At 67.6% G+C, this 17,325-nt stretch carries 18 protein-coding genes; 2 read left to right on the forward strand and 16 right to left on the reverse strand.

Annotation, left to right across the window (positions count from 1 at the left end):
* Positions 1 to 3 precede the first annotated feature (3 nt).
* Positions 4 to 126 (forward strand): hypothetical protein, encoded by a 123-nt coding sequence (locus BN1186_RS16200; RefSeq protein WP_281278429.1) that lies wholly within the window; start codon positions 4 to 6, stop codon positions 124 to 126.
* Here the strand turns inward: BN1186_RS16200 and BN1186_RS02155 are convergent.
* The 4 genes from BN1186_RS02155 to BN1186_RS02170 are packed head-to-tail and all read right to left on the reverse strand — an operon-like array spanning position 123 to position 3,099.
* On the reverse strand, positions 123 to 1,178 hold the full coding sequence (locus BN1186_RS02155; protein WP_040282139.1) for a sulfate/molybdate ABC transporter ATP-binding protein: 1,056 nt from the start codon (positions 1,176 to 1,178) through the stop codon (positions 123 to 125). The genes BN1186_RS16200 and BN1186_RS02155 overlap by 4 nt on opposite strands.
* A complete protein-coding gene (locus BN1186_RS02160; protein WP_040282141.1) occupies positions 1,171 to 1,944 on the reverse strand; it encodes an ABC transporter permease in 774 nt (257 codons plus the stop codon). The genes BN1186_RS02155 and BN1186_RS02160 overlap by 8 nt, the downstream gene beginning before the upstream one ends.
* Entirely contained in the window at positions 1,941 to 2,696 is a 756-nt protein-coding gene (gene modA / locus BN1186_RS02165) for a molybdate ABC transporter substrate-binding protein (protein ID WP_246043214.1), read from the reverse strand. The genes BN1186_RS02160 and modA overlap by 4 nt, the downstream gene beginning before the upstream one ends.
* Positions 2,689 to 3,099 carry a TOBE domain-containing protein gene (locus BN1186_RS02170; RefSeq protein ID WP_040282145.1) on the reverse strand — a complete coding sequence of 137 codons (411 nt, stop codon included), beginning with the start codon at positions 3,097 to 3,099 and terminating at the stop codon, positions 2,689 to 2,691. Before BN1186_RS02170 ends, modA begins: the two co-directional genes overlap by 8 nt.
* Positions 3,100 to 3,188: 89 nt before the next feature.
* Between BN1186_RS02170 and BN1186_RS02175 the strand changes: the two genes are divergently transcribed.
* Positions 3,189 to 3,716, forward strand: coding sequence for a MogA/MoaB family molybdenum cofactor biosynthesis protein (locus BN1186_RS02175; RefSeq protein WP_040282146.1), 528 nt, complete (start codon positions 3,189 to 3,191; stop codon positions 3,714 to 3,716).
* Between the two features lie 101 nt (positions 3,717 to 3,817).
* Here BN1186_RS02175 and moaC read toward each other — a convergent pair whose 3' ends face one another.
* The 12 genes from moaC to BN1186_RS02235 all read right to left on the reverse strand — a co-directional run bounded on the left by moaC (position 3,818) and on the right by BN1186_RS02235 (position 17,320).
* The gene (gene moaC, locus BN1186_RS02180) at positions 3,818 to 4,288 is read right to left on the reverse strand and encodes a cyclic pyranopterin monophosphate synthase MoaC (protein WP_040282148.1); all 471 of its coding nucleotides are present in this window, start codon (positions 4,286 to 4,288) and stop codon (positions 3,818 to 3,820) included.
* Positions 4,289 to 4,331: 43 nt separating this feature from the next.
* Entirely contained in the window at positions 4,332 to 5,573 is a 1,242-nt protein-coding gene (locus BN1186_RS02185; protein ID WP_040282150.1) for a molybdopterin molybdotransferase MoeA, read from the reverse strand.
* Entirely contained in the window at positions 5,570 to 6,310 is a 741-nt protein-coding gene (locus BN1186_RS02190; protein WP_082031079.1) for a HesA/MoeB/ThiF family protein, read from the reverse strand. The genes BN1186_RS02185 and BN1186_RS02190 overlap by 4 nt, the downstream gene beginning before the upstream one ends.
* Complete coding sequence (locus BN1186_RS02195; protein WP_040282152.1) at positions 6,301 to 6,717, reverse strand: molybdenum cofactor biosynthesis protein MoaE; 417 nt, start codon at positions 6,715 to 6,717, stop codon at positions 6,301 to 6,303. The genes BN1186_RS02190 and BN1186_RS02195 overlap by 10 nt, the downstream gene beginning before the upstream one ends.
* A gap of 138 nt (positions 6,718 to 6,855) precedes the next feature.
* Complete coding sequence (locus BN1186_RS02200; protein WP_040282154.1) at positions 6,856 to 8,247, reverse strand: MFS transporter; 1,392 nt, start codon at positions 8,245 to 8,247, stop codon at positions 6,856 to 6,858.
* The gene (locus BN1186_RS02205) at positions 8,244 to 9,581 is read right to left on the reverse strand and encodes an MFS transporter (protein ID WP_246043215.1); all 1,338 of its coding nucleotides are present in this window, start codon (positions 9,579 to 9,581) and stop codon (positions 8,244 to 8,246) included. The genes BN1186_RS02200 and BN1186_RS02205 overlap by 4 nt, the downstream gene beginning before the upstream one ends.
* A 51-nt stretch (positions 9,582 to 9,632) precedes the next feature.
* A complete protein-coding gene (gene narI, locus BN1186_RS02210; RefSeq protein ID WP_040282156.1) occupies positions 9,633 to 10,391 on the reverse strand; it encodes a respiratory nitrate reductase subunit gamma in 759 nt (252 codons plus the stop codon).
* Positions 10,388 to 11,002 carry a nitrate reductase molybdenum cofactor assembly chaperone gene (narJ, locus tag BN1186_RS02215; RefSeq protein WP_040282158.1) on the reverse strand — a complete coding sequence of 205 codons (615 nt, stop codon included), beginning with the start codon at positions 11,000 to 11,002 and terminating at the stop codon, positions 10,388 to 10,390. Before narJ ends, narI begins: the two co-directional genes overlap by 4 nt.
* Positions 10,999 to 12,579, reverse strand: a complete 1,581-nt coding sequence (gene narH, locus BN1186_RS02220; RefSeq protein ID WP_040282159.1) for a nitrate reductase subunit beta — start codon at positions 12,577 to 12,579, stop codon at positions 10,999 to 11,001. The genes narJ and narH overlap by 4 nt, the downstream gene beginning before the upstream one ends.
* Positions 12,579 to 16,292 carry a nitrate reductase subunit alpha gene (locus BN1186_RS02225; protein WP_040282161.1) on the reverse strand — a complete coding sequence of 1,238 codons (3,714 nt, stop codon included), beginning with the start codon at positions 16,290 to 16,292 and terminating at the stop codon, positions 12,579 to 12,581. The genes narH and BN1186_RS02225 overlap by 1 nt, the downstream gene beginning before the upstream one ends.
* A gap of 89 nt (positions 16,293 to 16,381) precedes the next feature.
* Positions 16,382 to 17,077, reverse strand: coding sequence for a molybdenum cofactor guanylyltransferase (gene mobA / locus BN1186_RS02230; protein WP_074436888.1), 696 nt, complete (start codon positions 17,075 to 17,077; stop codon positions 16,382 to 16,384).
* Positions 17,078 to 17,080: 3 nt separating this feature from the next.
* Entirely contained in the window at positions 17,081 to 17,320 is a 240-nt protein-coding gene (locus BN1186_RS02235; RefSeq protein ID WP_040282163.1) for a MoaD/ThiS family protein, read from the reverse strand.
* Positions 17,321 to 17,325 lie beyond the last annotated feature (5 nt).

Raw genomic sequence — 17,325 nt, forward strand, 5'->3', positions numbered from 1 at the left:
ATCATGGACCTCATCGTGGAACTCACCCACGAGCTGGGCATCGCCACCATCGTCACCACGCACGACCCGCTGCTGATGGAGCGCGCCGATCGCGTCGTCCGCCTCCTCGACGGAGTCGTGGTCTAACCGGAGGGACGGAGGGCCACCTGGGTGGCCTTCAGCACCGCCACCACCCGGTCCCCCGGCGCGAGGCCGAGTTCGCGCACCGCGGCCGGGGTGAGGTCCGCCGCCAGCCGTTGACCGGCGACGGTGAGGGTGATGCGCTGCACGGGCCAGCGGTCCTCGATCAGCTCGACGACGGCGGGCAGCTCGTTGCGCGGCGAGCCATGCGGGGCCGCCCGGAAGATCGACACCGCGGTGGGTGGGAACACTGCGCGGGCCTCGCCGTCGGGCAGTTCCTCTTCAGCGATGCCGGAGACCGCCACGCCCTCGCCCAGCGCCAGCTCACCCCCGCGTGCCCGGCCGCGCAGCAGATTGAGGCCGACGAACCCGGCCAGGAACGAGGTCTCCGGGCGTTGCACCAGCACGTCCACGGGGCCGTCGCCCACCACGGCGCCATCGGCCAGTTCGACGACGCGGTCGGCCAGCGAGACCACGTCGAGGAAGTCGTGGGTCACCAGCACGGTGGTCATCCCCTGCAGCCTAGATCGCAGCAGTCGGCGCAGCTCCGGGGTGACGGTGGCGTCGAGGGCGGCGAAGGGCTCGTCGAGCAGCATCACCTCGGGATCCGTCGCCAGTGCGCGGGCCAACGCCACGCGCTGCGCCTGCCCGCCCGACAGGTGCTGCGGCCGGCGCTCCCCGTAGCCTTCGAGCCCCACCGCGGCCAGCTCCGCGGCCGCCCGGGCGCGCGCCTCGGTCCTGCCCATCCCGCGGGAGCGGAGCCCGTAGGCCACGTTGTCCAGGACGGTGAGATGCGGAAAGAGCAACGCGCGTTGCTCCAGGTGGCCGAAGGGGCGTTGGTGCATGGGCACGGCCCGCTTCGGTGAGGACAGTTCGCGCCCGCGGAGGCTGACGGTGCCGGTGTCGGGCAGCAGCCCGCCGGCGATGAGTTCGATGAGGCTGGACTTGCCCGCCCCGTTCGGCCCCACGACCGCGACCGTCCGGCCCTCGGGGATGCCGACGTCGAGGTCCAGGCCGCGGGCCGCCACCGTCGCGTCGATGCGCACCGCGTCAGCCATGGCTGCCCCTCAGCCGCTGGGAGAGGCCGACGATGACCGCGGCCACCGCGAGCAGCACGACGGCCAGGGCGAGGGCGAGGTCGGTGTCGGTCTCGCGGAGGAGGTAGATCTCGAGCGGCAGCGTGCGGGTGACGCCCTGCAGCGAGCCGGCGAAGGTGAGGGTGGCGCCGAACTCCCCCAGCGCGCGGGCGAACGCGAGGGCGGTGCCGCTGGCGACTGCCGGAGCGAGCACCGGCATGGTCACGGTGAGGAACGTGCGGGTGGGGCTGGCCCCGAGGTGGGCCGCGGCGCGCTCGTAGTCGCCCCCGGCGGTGCGGATGGCGCCCTCCAGCGAGACCACGAGGAACGGGAGCGCGACGAAGGTCTGCGCGACGACGACGGCCGCGGTGGTGAAGCCGATCTCGATGCCCACTACGGACAGGTGCTGGCCGAGGAGGCCGCGGCGGCCGAGCGTGGTCAGCAGGGCCAGGCCAGCGACGACCGGCGGCAGCACCATGGGCACGGTCACGAGCGTGCGCACCCAGCCGGTCCACCGCCCCGTCGAGCGGGCCAGCACCAACGCCGTCGGCGTCCCGATGATGAGGACGAGGAGGGTGGAGACTACGCAGGTGGCGAGGCTGAGGCCGAGCGCGTCGAGCGCTCTCTCGGAGGTCAGGAGTTCAGGCAGGCGGGTCCAGGGAGCGCGGACGAGCAGCCCCAGGATGGGGACGGCCAGCAGCGCCAGCGCCACCCCGAACGGCACCCAGGCCCAGCGTGGGATGCTCATAGTGGCGGCCCGAACCCGAAGTGCTGGAGGTCGTCGACCCATTCGCCCACGAGGCTGTCCACGTACGCGCGGGCGGCCTCGGCGTGGGCGGCTCCCTTGACGACGGCGACCCAGTAGGTGTTGGGGTCATCCTCGGCGCCCGGCACGTCCATGATCTCGACCGAGTCGGAGCTGGCGGCGTCGGTGGCGTAGACCAGGCCGGCGTCGGCCTCGCCGGAGGCGACCTTGCCCAGCACGTCGGTGACCTTGGTCTCCTCGGAGACGGGCTTGAGGGTGAGCTCGTTGGCGTCGGCGAACTTCTTGGTGGCCGCGCCACAGGGCACCTCTTCGGCGCAGATCACGAGCTTGACGCCGTCGAGCGAGTCGTCGAAGCCGGTCACGTTGCCGGGGTTGCCGGTGGGCACCACGAGCACGAGGTAGTTGGTGGCGAACATCTGGGGTTCGCCGTCGATGAGGCCCTCTTCGACGGCGCGGTCCATGTTCTTCTTGTCCGCCGAGGCGAACACGTCTGCCGGTGCGCCGCCGGCGATCTGGTCGACGAGGCCGGAGGAGCCGTCGAAGGAGTAGTTCGCGTTGGGCTCGATCTCGGGCAGGATCTGGTTGAGCGACGCGGCGGCGAACACGATGGGATCGGCGCCGGCGGCCTGCGTCTCTGCGGGCGGGGCATCCGTGGCCCCTGTCTCGGCCGGGGTGGTCTGGCCGCAGGCTGCGAGCAGCAGCGCGGCCGCGGCGGTGGCGAGCAACTTACGCACGTGCGGTCCTTCCTTCGATGGTGACATTGGTGGCCTTGATGACGGCGGTGGCCACGGAACCGGCCTTGAGGCCCAACTCCTCGACCGCCTCGGTGGAGATCAGCGACACGATGCGGTAGCGCCCGCACTGCATCTCCACCTGGCTCATGACGCGGTCCGAGACCACGCGGGTCACGATGCCGGTGAGGTGGTTGCGGGCCGAGCGCACCCCGACCCCGGAATCGAGCGAATCCAGCGAGTCATCGGCCAGATCCTTCACGAGGGCGGCGAGGTCCTCCCCCGCGACGGCTTTCTTACCCTGCTCGTCGGTGGCGCGCAGTTTCCCGGAGTCGATCCAGCGACGAACGGTGTCATCGCTGACGCCGAGCAACGCGGCAGCCTCATTAATCCTCAAATGCGTCATAAAGTCACCATATCTCACCGCACTTACGGTTTAGCACATCGTTACGGGATTGATCCAAAGAAGTTGTTCATGGCCCTAGAATGTGGGCCATGACCTATCCCGCCGCCGTGATCATCTGTTCCGACCGTGCCGCCGCCCAGGTGTATGAGGATCGGTCCGGGCCCATCGCAGCCAGCGCTTTGGAGACGGCCGGGTTCACCGTCGCCCATCGCGTGATCGTGCCTGACGACCCGGAGCAGATCCGGCAGGCCATCTGGGACGCCGTGGTCACGGCCGGGGCCCGCGTGGTCGTCACCAGCGGCGGCACCGGGGTCAGCCCCACCGATGTGACGGTCGAGGTGACCCGCGAGCTGATCACCTACGAGCTGCCGGGCCTCATGGAGGAGGTGCGGCGCCGGGGCAGCCAGATCCAGCCGCTGGCGCTGCTGAGCCGCGGGGTCGCCGGGGTGCTCGTCTTCGACGACGCCAAGCGCGCCCTCGTGATCAACGCCCCCGGTTCCCGGGGCGGGGTGCGTGACACCATGGCGGTGGTGGGCCCGCTGCTGACCCACATCGTCGAGCAGCTCGACGGCGCGGACCACGACATGACGCTGCCCGATTCCGCCCCGCACCCCTGAAAATCAGGAGGGGATGAGTTCCCCGTGTCGTCGATCTTCTGGTCCAAGCCATTGGAGAAGCGACGCGTCGATGGTGCGCAGCTTGGTGCCGGTGATCCCGACTAGTTCGGGCGGGTCCAGTCGCCCGAGCGGCCGCCGCTCTTGGCGGTGATCTTCGCCGAGACGATCTCGGCGGAGCGGTCGACCCCCTTGACCATGTCGACGATCGCCAACGCCGCGACGGTCACGGACGTGAGCGCCTCCATCTCGACCCCGGTGCGGTCCGCGGTGCGGACGGTGGCGGTGATGTCCACCCCTTCGTCGGTGATCTCGAGGTCGACGACGCAGCCGTGGACGCCGATGATGTGGGCCAGGGGCAGCAGATCCGGGGTCTTCTTCGCGGCGGCGATGCCGGCGACACGGGCAACCGCGAGCACGTCGCCCTTGGGCACGGTGCCGCTGCGCAGCGTGTCGACGACGTCCGGCGAGGTGCGCACTGTCGCCACGGCGGTGGCTGAGCGCACCGTCGGTTGTTTGGCGGTGACGTCGACCATGCGGGCCTGGCCCTGACCGTCGAGATGGGTGAATTCCATGGCGCGTAATCTACTCTTTCGCGAACTTCTGCGGCGGGTGCGGTCAGCGGGTCAGGAGTACTTCGACGGTCTCGCCGGGCCCGTCGAGTTCGGCCGGGACGACGGCGAGGCCGTCAGCCAGGTGCAGGGAGGCGATGAGGTGCGAGCCGGAGCCGAGCGCGTGCGACGGGGCGATTCCGCCGTCGATCAGCCGCACCGGGATGTACTGGCGCCGGTTGGAGGATTTGCGCCACGTCTGGCCTACCGGCAGGAGGATCGAGTCTGGGTGGAGGCGTCCCTCGATACGATCTCGCTCGTTCCTCGCGAGATCACTCGGGACGCCAGCGAAGGCGGCGAGGAGGGGGCGCAGGAACATCCAGGCCGAGACCCAGGCGCTGACCGGGTTGCCGGGTAGGCCGAGGAATGCGACGTCGCGGCCGTCCGGGGCGCGCAGCTTCCCGCTGGCCTGTGGCTTCCCTGGCTGCATGTTGACCTTCACAAAGTCGATGTCGCCCTCGGTGACCTGGCGCACCACCTCGAACGCGCCGACGGAGACCCCGCCGGTGGTCACCACCACGTCGGCGGCCAGCGCCTCGTCGAGGGCGGCGCGGAACTCCTCGGGGTCGTCCCCGACGGCGCGGCGCAGGCTCACCTCTCCCCCGAACCGCTGCACCAGCCCGGCCAGGAGATACGAGTTGGAGTCTGGGATCTGGCCGAAACCGAGCTCGGTGCCGGGGGCGACCAGTTCGTCGCCGGTGGCCAGCACGGCCACCCGGGGGCGGCGGCGCAACGGCACCGTGGCGTAGCCGATCGACGACGCGGCCCCGGTGGTTTCCGGGCCCCAGCGGGTGCCGGCGGCGAGCACGACGTCGCCCACCGCGACGTCCTCCCCGCGGCGGCGCACGTGACGCCCCTCGGCGACCACCTCGCGCACCTCCACCTCCGCGGGCAGCGGCGCATCGCCCATCGGCTGATCCGTCTGCTCCACGGGCACCACTGAATCGGCCCCCTCTGGCATGGGGGCGCCGGTCATGATCCGCACGCACTCCCCCGCGCCGACCGTGGGCGCCGACGCGGCACCCGCCGGCACGTCGCCGACGACGCTCAGCCGCACGCCTTCGGCGAGGTCGGCGGCGCGCACCGCGAAGCCGTCCATCGCCGAGTTGTCGAACGGCGGCACCGCGAACCGGGCCGGGAGGTCCTCGGCCAACACCTGACCGGAGCCGCCTCCCACCGCCACCTCCTCGGCCGGGAGGGGGTGGGCCAACGCCACCACCCGGGCCAGGTAATCCTCAACGCTGATCATGACAATGCCTTTCTGAGCGGGAGCACCGACCATCGGGCGCGGGCGGCGTCCAGCACCATGACCCTACCCACCAGCGGTTCGCCGAAACCGGCGAGCAGCTTGATCGCTTCCGTCGCCTGCAGGGCGCCGACCTGGCCCACCATGGCGCCGAGCACGCCGATCTCGGTGGCCACCGGGTAGTCCCCGGGAGCCGGTTCCTCCGGGATGAGGTCGCGTAGATACAGGGCGTCGCCATGGGCGCCTGGCACCCCGAACACCGAACACTGCCCCTGCATGCCCACCGCCGTGGCCCACACCACGCGGGCGCCGACGGCCTGGGCGGCGTCTGAGATGAGGAACTTGGCGCCGAAGGTGTCGCAGCAGTCCAGCACCAGGTCGTAGCCACCGAACAGGTCGACGGCGCGCTCATAGGTGAGGAACTCCGGCAGCACCCCGACGGTGACGTCCGGGTTGATCGCGCGCATCCGCTCCGCCGCGGATTCGGCCTTGTTGCGGCCCAGCTCTGTGTGCAGCACCTGGCGCTGCATGTTCTTCAGTTCGACGGTGTCGCCGTCGACCACGTCGATGCGCCCCACCCCGGCTGCGGCGAGGTAGGTGAGCGCCGGGGAGCCGAGCCCGCCGGCGCCGATGACCAGCACCTTCGAGGCCAGGAGCTGCCGCTGCCCCTCGACGCCTATGCCGACCACGTCGATGTTGCGGACGTAGCGCTCGTGGTTGAGGTGCCCGGTCAGGGGCATGCCGACCACTCGTGGGTGCCGTCGGCGAGGAACTGCTTCTTCCAGATCGGCAGACGTTCCTTCGCCGCGTCCACGAAGTCGGCGATGCAGGTGAACGCCTGCACGCGGTGCGAGGCGGCCACGGCGACGTAGAGGGCCACTCCCCCGATGTCGAGATGCCCGACGCGGTGCTGGGCCACGATCGCATGGACCCCTTCGCGGTCCTCGAACTCCCGGATGACCTCGGCCATCACGTCGCCGGCGGACGGGTGGCCGCTGTACTCGATGCCGGTGACCGACTTGCCGTGGTCATGGTTGCGCACCACACCGGCGAACGTCACGACGGCGCCTGCGCGGTCGTCGGAAACTGCTGCGAGCAGCGCATCGGTGTCGACGTCCTCGGACGTCACTCCAGGAAAACGGGTCATACTCACCACCTTAGATCCTGGCTCGGACCCTCACCGTGAGCAATTGGATAGGGTCAACGATTCCGTAACAGCGTTTCACCGGCGTGTCGCGCGACGACCCCATCCAATTGCTCACCGACGTGACCACCGCAAGCGACATCAGCTGGGCTTCGGCGCGCCGGGGCGGGCGTAGCGCAGCCAGGTGATGACGATGCACACCACGGCGAACACGGCGCCGATGATGTAGAACACCGTCGGCGACATGAGGGTCAGGCCCACACCGAACAGGAACGGCCCGAACGCGGCGATGGCGGCGGTCCAGCCGATCACGCCGCCGGCCTGGCGGCGTTCGAAGATCATCGGCATCTGTTTGAACGTGGAGGCGTTGCCGATGCCGGAGAACAGGAAGATGGCCAGCATGCCCCACAGGAACAGGGTGAACCCACTCTGGAGGGATTCGGCGCTGCTGTAATCCGGGGTGAGCGCGGGGATGGTCACGATGATGGAGGCCAGGATGCCGATGCCGGAGATGAGGGTCCAGACAGCGCCGCCCATCCGGTCTGTGAGTGGCGAGAACAGGACGCGGGCACCAGCCCCGACCAGGGGGCCGAGGAACACGAACTTCACCGGATCCGGCACGTTGTAGCCGTCGACCAGCAGTTGGGCGGTCTCGCCGGCCCCTTCGACGATCTGCGGGTTGGCCGCGCCGTACAGGTTGGCCATGAGCAGCCCGAACTGTGCGGACAGGCCGGAGAAGGTGCCGAACGTCATGATGTAGAGCAGCGTCATCAACCAGGTGTCGGGGTTGTTGAAGATGTCGAACTGTTGGCGGATGTTGGCCTTCACCGGCACGGATTTCAGCACGATGTAGGCCCAGATGGCACCGACGAGGATGAACGGGATGTAGACCAGCGCGGAGTTCTGGTACCAGACGGTGACCGGGTCCTGCCCTGCGACGGACATCTGCTGCGAGCCGAGGAACGCGAACATGCCGAACGAGATCAGCCACGGGGTGAGCAGCTGCACCAGCGACACGCCGAAGTTGCCGATGCCGGCCTGCAGGCCGAGCGCGGTGCCCTGCATGCGGCGGGGGAAGAAGTAGGAGGTCGACGGCATGAAGCCGGAGAACGCGCCGCCACCGATGCCGGCGAGGAAGGCCAACGCCATCAGCCGCCAGTACGGCACGTCGGGGTTGGTGACCTCGAAGCCCCAGCCCAGCACGGGCAGGATCAGCAGTAGCGTGGTCAGCGTGACCATCTTGCGGGTGCCGATCTTGGGTGGCAGCACCATCCAGATCAGGCGCAGGAGGCCGCCGGACAGGCCTGGCATGGCCGCCATCCAGTACAGCTGGGACTTGGTGAAACTGAACCCCAACGCATTGAGTTTGGGGATGATCGCGCTGGGCAGAAACCAGGCGACGAAACACAAGGTGAGCGTGAACGTCGTCACGATGAGGGTGTGCCAGGCGAGCTTCTTGTCCCAGGTGGCTTCATCCTCGGGGTCCCAGGCGACGAGCCAGTCACCCTTGGTTTCAAGCTTGTCGGTGGTCATGCCTGCGCCTCCTTGGGCAGTTCGATGGTTCCGGCCAGCTCAGGAGTCTTGCCTTCCAGCATCCGGACAATGGTGACGTGCATCCAGACCGCGCAGATGCCGGTGAGGATGAAGATGACGAAGAAGGTGCTGCTGGGGAAGCCGGACCAGGTCTTCGAGTAGGCGAACAGAGGCGGGAGGATGAAGCCGCCCAGACCACCGAGCATGCCGACGAGGCCACCGACCGAGCCGACGTTGTCGGGGAAGTACTCGGGGATGTGCTTGAACACCGCGGCCTTGCCCAGGCCCATCGCGCAGCCCAACAGGAAGACCAGGATCACGAACCACGGCAACGACATCATGTAATGGAGGTGGTCGGTGGTGGATCCGTTGGGGTGGGTGATGGTGATGAAGCCGTTGGGCATCATGAGCACACCGCTGGAGAACAGCATCAGGGCGAACGTCCAGTACATGACCGAACGGGCGCCCCACCGGTCTGACAGCCAACCGCCGACGGGGCGCAGCAGCGAGGCGGGGAAGATGAAGCTGGCCGTCAGCAGACCTGCCAACGCCAGGTCGATGTCGAAGTTGTCGACGTAGTACTTCGGCAGCCACGCCGACAGCGCCACGTAGGCGCCGAAGACGGCCACGTAGTAGAGGCTGAAGCGCCACACCCGCACGTCTTTGAGGGGCTGCAGCATCTCCGACAGCGGCTTGGAACTGCCCGGTGCACGGTCCACGCGCGGCACCAGCAGCCAGGTGGCGATGCCGGTGAGCACCAGCAGCAGCGCGTAGATGACGGGGATGAGCCGCCAGCCACCCTGAACGCCCAGGATCAGCGTGGAGCCCGCCGTCGCCGCGATCAGTCCGGGGCCGATGAACTTGGTGACCGACGCGCCGACGTTACCGGCGCCGAACACGCCGAGCGCCAGACCCTGACGGTCCTTGCCGTACCAGGCGGAGTTCCACGCGGTGCCCACGGAGAAGAGGTTGCCCGCGAAGCCCACGAGAAACGCCAGCACGAGCAACATCATGTAGTTCTGCGCCGTCGACACCAGGTAGGCCGGAATGGCGCAGGCGAACAGCAGGAACAAGGTGACCTTACGGCCACCGATGCGGTCCGTGATGATGCCGGCGGGCAGCCGCCACATCGACCCGTTGAGGACGGCCACGGCCGAGACCCAGCTGAGCTGTTCATCGGTGAGGCCCAGTTCCTGCTGGATGGGGATGCCCAGGATGCCGAACATCAACCACACCGCGAACATCAATGTGAACGCGATGGTGGACATCGTCATGACGCGGCCGGCGCCCTTGCCCGTTTCGTGAATGGGCGCGACCTCAATGAGCTTGCTCAACGAGCACCTCTTCTATTGTGTTCTGGCGGTGATCTGGAGTGGCGGGCAGACTCAGCGTCGAGTCTGCTGCCGGTCGGGGGTACCGACGGGGTCCCAGCCGCGGCCGGTGCGGGTCTGCGACGACTCCCCCACCGGTCCGCGGGAGCGGTACACGATGTAGGGGCGGAACAGGTAGTGGAACGGCGCCGTGAAAGCGTGCACCAGGCGGGTGAACGGCGTGATGATGAACAGCGTCATGCCCATCAGCACGTGCACCTGGAACTGCCAGGTGGCGGCACCCATCGCCTCGACGTTCGGGTTGAACATGAACAGCGAGCGGAACCACACGGAGACGGTCTCGCGGTAGTTGTGCTCCTCGCCGGTGGCGTAGGTGCCACCGGTGAGCGTGGCCACCATGCCCATGCCGACCACGCCGGCCAGCACGACGTACATGACCTTGTCGTTGACGGTGGTGGCAGCGAAGACGGAACCATGGGTGCGCCGACGCCAGATCAACATGACCAGCGCGACGCAGAGCGCCAGGCCCGCCAGTCCACCACCGACGAGCGCCACCGTGTGGTAGTTGTGCTGACTGATACCCACCCAGTCAGTGAACGCCTTGGGAATGACCAGGCCCATGAGGTGCCCCATGAGCACCGCCAACAACGCGAAGTGGAACAGCGGTGAGGCGATTTTGAGCATCTTGGACTCGTACAGCTGGGAGGAGCGCGTCGTCCACCCGAACTGGTCAAACCGGTAGCGCCAGATCAGTCCGCCGACCAGAACAATCACCATCAGGTAGGGAAGGATCCCCCAGAGCAAGATGTTCATCGTGTACTTCCTTGGAGTTGTGGGTATGGCAGAAGGGTGGAGTTCAGGCCCACCGTTTCGGTGGGTGGGCCTTCGATCAGCGCCTGCACCTCGGCACGCGTCGCCGGGGAGGGCCCGCCGAGTTCGGTGCAGATGGCCGCGACGATGCCCGCCTGCGGCAGCTTGTCCTCGGCCAGGCCGATGCGCAGCAATTCCAAGGAGGCACGGTAGCGGTTGAGCAGACCCAGGCCCAGCTCGGGATGGCCGACGGCGGCGAACTCGAGCACCATGGGCAGGAAGTCCGGCAACTCGCCGGCGAGATCGACGAGCAGCCCGGACTCGCGGTAGGTCTGCTTGATGGCGGCCAGCACCTCGCCGCGACGGCGGGTGTCGCCGTCGGTCCAATAGGTGAGATGCAACGCGTGCCGGCGGGACAGGTCGAACTCCTGCACGTGCCAGGACTGCAGTTCCATGATGGGCATGGAACGCAGGTGCGTGATTGTCGGGGCGAAAGCTGCGGCTGCCCGCGTCTGAGCCACCGCTGCTTCGATGAGGTCGAGCCGCTCGAGCAGCTCCTCATCCGGGTAGGTCAGCAGTAGGCCGGCAGCCTGGAAGACGACTTCGCGCATCATGCCCCCGACGGATCGGTCTGGCGCGCCTTGGCGTCCGCGAAGCTCTCAATCGCCACGGGCACCGGGCGGCCAGAGGACGAACCGAACGGGCCGTCTCCGCCGGCACCGGGACCACCTTCGAAGTCCAGCGAGCAGCCCATCTCCTCGAGATTGTGGGCGTCTTCGTAGTGAGCTTTCGGGATGACGTAGCGCTCGTCGTACTTGGCGATGGCCAGCAGCCGGTACATCTGCTCCATTGCACCGGGCTCCATGCCGACGGCGTGCGCCAGTTCCGGTTGCCGCTCACGGCCCAACGTGACGTCACGCATGTAGGCGCGCATAGCGGCCAGCTTCTGCAGCACCAGGGTGACCACCTCTGCATCGCCCGCGGTGAAGAGCTCGGCGAGGTACTCCACCGGGATGCGCAGCGAATCGATGGCACCGAAGAGGTTGCCACCAGCCTCGGAGTCATGGCCCTGTTCCTTCAGGAGGTCCACGACGGGCGACAGCGGCGGTACGTACCAGACCATGGGCATGGTGCGGTACTCCGGATGCAGCGGCAGCGCCACCTTGAAGTGCTTGATCAGTGCGTACACCGGCGACTTCTGGGCGGCCTCGAGCCAGTCAAGCGGAATGCCGTTGGCTTTCGCGTCTGCGATGACCTGCGGATCTGAGGGGTCCAGCATGAGGTCGAGTTGGGCCTCGTACAGGTCCTTCTCATCCGCCAGCGCAGCCTCGGTGACCTTGTCAGGGTCGTACAGGATGATGCCGATGTAGCGCAGCCGGCCAACGCAGGTCTCGGAGCACACCGTGGGCAGGCCCACCTCGAGGCGCGGGTAGCACATGGTGCACTTCTCGGCCTTGCCAGAGCGGTGGTTGAAGTAGATCTTCTTGTACGGGCAGCCGGTGATGCAGTGGCGCCAGCCGCGGCACTTGTCCTGGTCCACCAGCACGATGCCGTCCTCGGCCCGCTTGTAGATGGCACCCGACGGGCAGGCGGCCATGCACGACGGGTTGAGGCAGTGTTCACAGATGCGGGGCACGAAGAACATGAAGGTCTTCTCGTACTCCGCCTTGATCTGCTGGTTGGCCTCGTCGCGCAGCTTCTCCACGATCGGATCCTGCTCGATGGTCTCGTGGATACCGCCGAGCGAGTCGTCCCAGTTCGCGGAGGCCTTGATGGCCATGTCGTCGCCGGTGATCAGCGACTTCGGGCGGGCGACGGGGAAGTCGTCGCCCAGGGGCGCCTGGATGAGCTGCTCGTAGTCGTAGGTCCACGGCTCGTAGTAGTCACCCAGTTCGGGTTGGACCGGGGAGGCGAAGATGCTCAGCAGCTTCTTGAACCGGCCGCCGGAGCGCAGCTTGAGCCGGCCGGACTTCGTGCGGATCCAGCCGCCCTGCCATTTCTCCTGGTCTTCGTAGCGGCGTGGGTAGCCCAGCCCGGGGCGGGTTTCGACGTTGTTGAACCAGACGTATTCGGTGCCGGCCCGGTTGGTCCAGGCCTGTTTGCACGTGACGGAACACGTGTGGCATCCGATGCACTTGTCCAGGTTCATCACCATGGCGACCTGGGCCATGACGCGGCGCTGCTTGGCCATCAGTACTGCACCTCCTGCGAGCGGCGGCGCACGGTCGAGACGATGTCGCGTTGCACGCCGGTGGGGCCGATGTAGTTGAAGGCGTACGCCTGGTGGGCGTAGCCGCCGATGAGATGGGTGGCTTTCAGCAGGATGCGGGTCACCGAGTTGTGGATGCCGCCGCGGCGGCCGGTGGCCTCGGATTTGGGCACGTCGATGGTGCGTTCCTGCGCGTGCTGCACGTAGGCGATGCCGTCGGGCAGCTTGGGCGTGACGACGGCGCGGGCGACGAAGACGCCGTTGGCGTTGGTCAGCTCGATCCAGTCGTTGTCCTTCACCCCGATCGAGGCCGCGTCGTTGACACTCAGCCAGGCTTGAGGTCCACCTCTACCCAGACTCAACATGAACAGGTTGTCCTGGTATTCGGAGTGGATGGACCACTTGTTGTGGACGGTGAGGTAGCGCACCGTGATGGCCTTCTCCCCCGTCGGGCCGATCTCCGGTTCACCATAGGCGGTGGACATGTCCAGCGGGGGCCGGAAGGTGGGCAGTTGCTCGCCCGCATCTGTCATCCAGTCGTGGTCCAGGAAGAAGTGCATCCGGCCAGACAGGGTGTGCCAGGGCTTGAGCCGCTCAACGTTGATGGTGAACGCCGCGTAGCGTCTGCCACCCGTCTCCGAGCCGGACCATTCCGGCGAGGTGATCACGGGTTGCGGCGCCTGTTGCGTCTCGACGAACGTGATGCGGCGGTGCTCCAGGCCCTCGGAGAGGTCTGCCAACTCGCGACCGGTCTTCTTCTCCAGCGTGCGGAAGCCCTGCGTCGCCAGCTCACCGTTGGTGGTGCCGGAGAAGATCAGGATGGCCTCGGCCAGGCGCTGGTCCGTGTTGATCGCGGGGCGGCCTGCGGCAGGGCCGGACGGGTACACACCGTGCAGCTTGCCCAGCTGTTCCACCTGGTGCTTGACGTCGTAGTTGATGTTCTTGACGGTGAAGCCCAGCTCCTCGGCGAGGGGGCCGACCGTGAGCAGCTTGTCCGCGATGGCGGTGTAGTCCCGTTCCACCACCTGCAGCACCGGCATGTTGTGGCCGGGCACGCCGGGCACGTCGGTGTCGCGCCAATCCGGCACGGTACCGCCGGGCTGGGCAATCTGGCCCGGCGTGTCGTGCTGCATGGGCACCGCGACGATGTCCTTGCGCGTGTCGAGGCGCCCCTTGGCCAGTTCGGAGAACTTGGCGGCCAGGTCTGCGAACACGTCGAAGTCTGACCTGGTCTCCCATGGCGGGTCGATGGCCGGGGTGAAGGCGTGCACGTAGGGGTGCATGTCGGTGCTGGACAGATCGTACTTCTCGTACCAGGTGGCGGCCGGGAACACGATGTCACTGAGCAGCGTGGAACTGGTCATGCGGAAATCCGCAGTGATCAGCAGGTCGAGCTTGCCTTCGGGTGCCTCGTCATGCCAGGTGACCACTTCGGGCTTGAGGTCTGCTCCGTGCTGGTTCTCCATCACGTTGTTGTGCGTGCCGAGAAGGTGCTTGAGGAAGTACTCGTTGCCCTTGGCGGAGGAGCCGAACAGGTTAGAGCGCCACAGGATCATGGTGCGCGGCCAGTTCTGCGGCGCGTCGATGTCCTCCACGGAGCTCTTCAGCTCACCCGATTTCAGCTTGGCGGCCACATATTCCTGCGGGCTGGCATACTCGCCGGCGTCGACGGCGGCCTGCGCCTCGTCGGCCAGGTCCAGGGGGTTCTGGTCGAACTGCGGGTAGAACGGCATCCAGCCGAGCCGGTGCGACAGGGCCACCGAATCTGCGGTGTGCATGCCGTCAAGGGCGCCCGTCGACAACGGGGACTTGATCCGGTCGGCGGAGAAACCGTCGGTGCGCCACTGATCCGTGTGCATGTACCAGTAGGCGGTACCGATCATGGTTCGCGGCGGGCGGGACCAGTCGGTGGCGTTGGCCATGTTGAACCAGCCCGTCATGGGGCGGCATTTCTCCTGGCCAACGTAGTGCGCCCAGCCGCCGCCGTTCTTGCCGATGCAGCCGGTAAGCATGAGCAGCGCCATGATCGAGCGATACGTGGTGTCGGCGTGGAACCAGTGGCAGATGCCGGCTCCGATGATGATCATCGTGCGGCCCATGGATTCCTCGGAGTTCTGGGCGAACTCGCGGGCGGTGCGGATGCAGGCCTCGGCGGGCACGGAAGTGATCTCCGCCTGCCATGCGGGCGTGTACGGCGAGTTGACGTCGTCGTAGCCGTTGGCCCACACGCCGGGGAGGCCGTCGCGGCCGACGCCGTACTGCGCGAGCATGAGATCGAAGACGGTGGTGACCAGGTGGTCTCCGACCTTTCGGGCCGGCACACCGCGCTTGATGACGGAGCCCACGCCCTTGGGGTCCTCGAACACTGGCAGCGCAACCTCCACGCCGTCGGCACCCGTCTCGTCGAGGAGGGTCATGGCGGGGTCGATGTCGCCCAGTTCCAGGTTCCAGAGGCCTGCGCCCTCGTCGTTGTAGCGGAAACCCATCGAGCCGTTGGGCACGGCTGGCGCCGATGTCGCCTTGTCCCACATCACGGTCTTGAACGCGGCATCCGGCTTGCTGGCGTGCTCCGGCAGATCAGCCGCCGTGAGGAATTTGCCGGCGGTCAATCCTTGGCCGTTGGGATGGTCAACCAGCGTGATGAGCATGCCCAGATCCGTGTACTGCTTCACGTAGTCCTGGAAGTAGGGCACCTGCTTGTCGACGAAGTTCTCCTTGAGGATGACGTGACCCATCGCCATCGCAAGCGCGGCATCTGTGCCGGCTTGCGCGGGCAGCCATTCGTCGGCGAACTTCACATTGTCTGCGTAGTCGGGCGCGACGGTGATCACCTTGGTGCCGCGGTAGCGGACCTCAGCCATCCAGTGCGCGTCCGGGGTGCGGGTGACGGGAACGTTGGAGCCCCACATCATGAGGTAGGTGGCGTCCCACCAGTCGCCCGATTCCGGGACGTCGGTCTGGTCACCGAAGACCTGCGGCGAGGCGACCGGCAGGTCCGCGTACCAGTCGTAGAAGCTGGTCATGGCGCCACCGATGAGGTGGGTGAAGCGGGTGCCGATGGCGTGGCTGACCTGGCTCATCGCCGGGATGGGCGAGAACGACACACAGCGGTCCGGGCCGTAGTTCTTGATGGTGTTGACGTAGCTGGCCGCGGCGATCTCGAGCGCCTCGTCCCAGGTGATGCGCACCAGGCCGCCCTTGCCGCGGGCCTGCTGGTACTTGCGGCGCCGGACGGGGTCAGTGGAGATTTCGTGGAAGGCTTCGACGGGGTCACCCAGGCGCTTCTTGGCTTCGCGGTACATCTCGATGAGCACGCCGCGGGCGTACGGGTAGCGCACGCGGGTGGGCGAGTAGGTGTACCAGGAGAACGCCGCGCCTCGGGGGCAGCCGCGGGGCTCGTACTCGGGGCGGTCAGGGCCGGTGGACGGGTAGTCGGTCTGCTGCGCCTCCCAGGTGATGATCCCGTCCTTGACATAGACCTTCCAGGAGCAGGAGCCGGTGCAGTTGACGCCGTGGGTCGAGCGCACCACCTTGTCGTGGCTCCACCTGTCTCGGTAGAACACGTCTCCGGCGCGTCCTCCCTGGCGGAACACCGCCCGGTCATCGTCGGTGGTTTCCCATTCGGTGAAGAACCGCCCCAGCTTCAGCAGGGCATCTGAGGCGGGACCGTCAAGGCGCGCGGAATCGGTGCTCATGCCCGATAGTGTGCACCATCGCGACGCTGTTTCGCTGACTAACTTGAAAAAAAGTCCTACGTGACGTCGTAATAAATCTGAATTAGGCGTCAAAAGCCCCAGATTCGGGCCTGCTCCGGCGTGTCGACATCAGCGGTGACCGACGCCGGGGCGGGCACCTGGGCCACCTCGAGGCACCGGAGGAACCGGCGGACCGAGAGGTTGCGAAGCTCCCCGGCAGCTTCGACGGCGTGGCGCAGCGCCTCGCTGCGGTAGCGGCCCGCCAGGTATTGGGGCCACCCCTCGTCGTCAACCAGGACCACGCCGTCAGGGCCCGTGGCGGCGGCGCTGAGGATGTCGACGACCGCCTCGGGGTTGGCCAGGTCACCCGCCAGGATGAACACCTCACGCTGGTTGAGCCGATCGCCTGCGAGGGACGAGCGGCGCGATCGTGTCGAAACCCCCTCAGCCGCCACGCGAGCTGCGTTATCACCTTCGGTGGTTTCGACACTGCTCGCAGAGCTCGCAGGCTCAACCAGCGCCGGTGGTTCGACAGTGCCCGCAGGCTCAACCAGCGCCAGTGCGGCGGCGATCCCTGCGACGGGCCCCCCGAAAGGCGGATCCTCCAGCACGAATTCGGCGTCCAGCTCAGGCTGCTCGCGGCCCGAGACGATCACCCGGTCGACGTGGCGTGCGGCGGCCCGGCAGGTGCGGGCCAGCAACGAGAGGCCGTCGCGTTCCAGGGCCAGCTTGTCGCGGCCCATCCGTGACGAGCGACCTCCGCCCAGCACGATGGCCAGCCGCACGGCTCAACCGCCGGCGAAGGGCGGCAACACGTCGAGGCTCTGCACCTCGGACAGGTCGGTGGTCCGGTCCCCCACCCTGGCTCCGTCAGCCAGCAGGGCGCTGACCTCCAACACCTTGGCGAGCCGCTCGTTGCCGTCGGCCAGGCGTGCCACCACCTCGTCTGCGGTGAGCCCGGTGGCGTCCACCTCCACCGCATCGGTGCCGGCTGCCTCTGCTGCGCCGGCGAAGAACCGTACCTCCATGGGTG

It is taken from the genome of Tessaracoccus massiliensis (assembly GCF_000826065.2).
GTDB lineage: Bacteria > Actinomycetota > Actinomycetes > Propionibacteriales > Propionibacteriaceae > Arachnia > Arachnia massiliensis_A.

Coding starts and splice junctions, on each gene's coding strand:
- BN1186_RS16200 (WP_281278429.1), top strand. CDS start 4: ATGGACCTCATCGTGGAACTCACCCACGAGCTGGGCATCGCCACCATC.
- BN1186_RS02155 (WP_040282139.1), bottom strand. CDS start 1,178: ATGGCTGACGCGGTGCGCATCGACGCGACGGTGGCGGCCCGCGGCCTG.
- BN1186_RS02160 (WP_040282141.1), bottom strand. CDS start 1,944: ATGAGCATCCCACGCTGGGCCTGGGTGCCGTTCGGGGTGGCGCTGGCG.
- BN1186_RS02170 (WP_040282145.1), bottom strand. CDS start 3,099: ATGACGCATTTGAGGATTAATGAGGCTGCCGCGTTGCTCGGCGTCAGC.
- BN1186_RS02175 (WP_040282146.1), top strand. CDS start 3,189: ATGACCTATCCCGCCGCCGTGATCATCTGTTCCGACCGTGCCGCCGCC.
- moaC (WP_040282148.1), bottom strand. CDS start 4,288: ATGGAATTCACCCATCTCGACGGTCAGGGCCAGGCCCGCATGGTCGAC.
- BN1186_RS02185 (WP_040282150.1), bottom strand. CDS start 5,573: ATGATCAGCGTTGAGGATTACCTGGCCCGGGTGGTGGCGTTGGCCCAC.
- BN1186_RS02190 (WP_082031079.1), bottom strand. CDS start 6,310: ATGCCCCTGACCGGGCACCTCAACCACGAGCGCTACGTCCGCAACATC.
- BN1186_RS02195 (WP_040282152.1), bottom strand. CDS start 6,717: ATGACCCGTTTTCCTGGAGTGACGTCCGAGGACGTCGACACCGATGCG.
- BN1186_RS02200 (WP_040282154.1), bottom strand. CDS start 8,247: ATGACCACCGACAAGCTTGAAACCAAGGGTGACTGGCTCGTCGCCTGG.
- narI (WP_040282156.1), bottom strand. CDS start 10,391: ATGAACATCTTGCTCTGGGGGATCCTTCCCTACCTGATGGTGATTGTT.
- narJ (WP_040282158.1), bottom strand. CDS start 11,002: ATGATGCGCGAAGTCGTCTTCCAGGCTGCCGGCCTACTGCTGACCTAC.
- narH (WP_040282159.1), bottom strand. CDS start 12,579: ATGGCCAAGCAGCGCCGCGTCATGGCCCAGGTCGCCATGGTGATGAAC.
- BN1186_RS02225 (WP_040282161.1), bottom strand. CDS start 16,292: ATGAGCACCGATTCCGCGCGCCTTGACGGTCCCGCCTCAGATGCCCTG.
- BN1186_RS02235 (WP_040282163.1), bottom strand. CDS start 17,320: ATGGAGGTACGGTTCTTCGCCGGCGCAGCAGAGGCAGCCGGCACCGAT.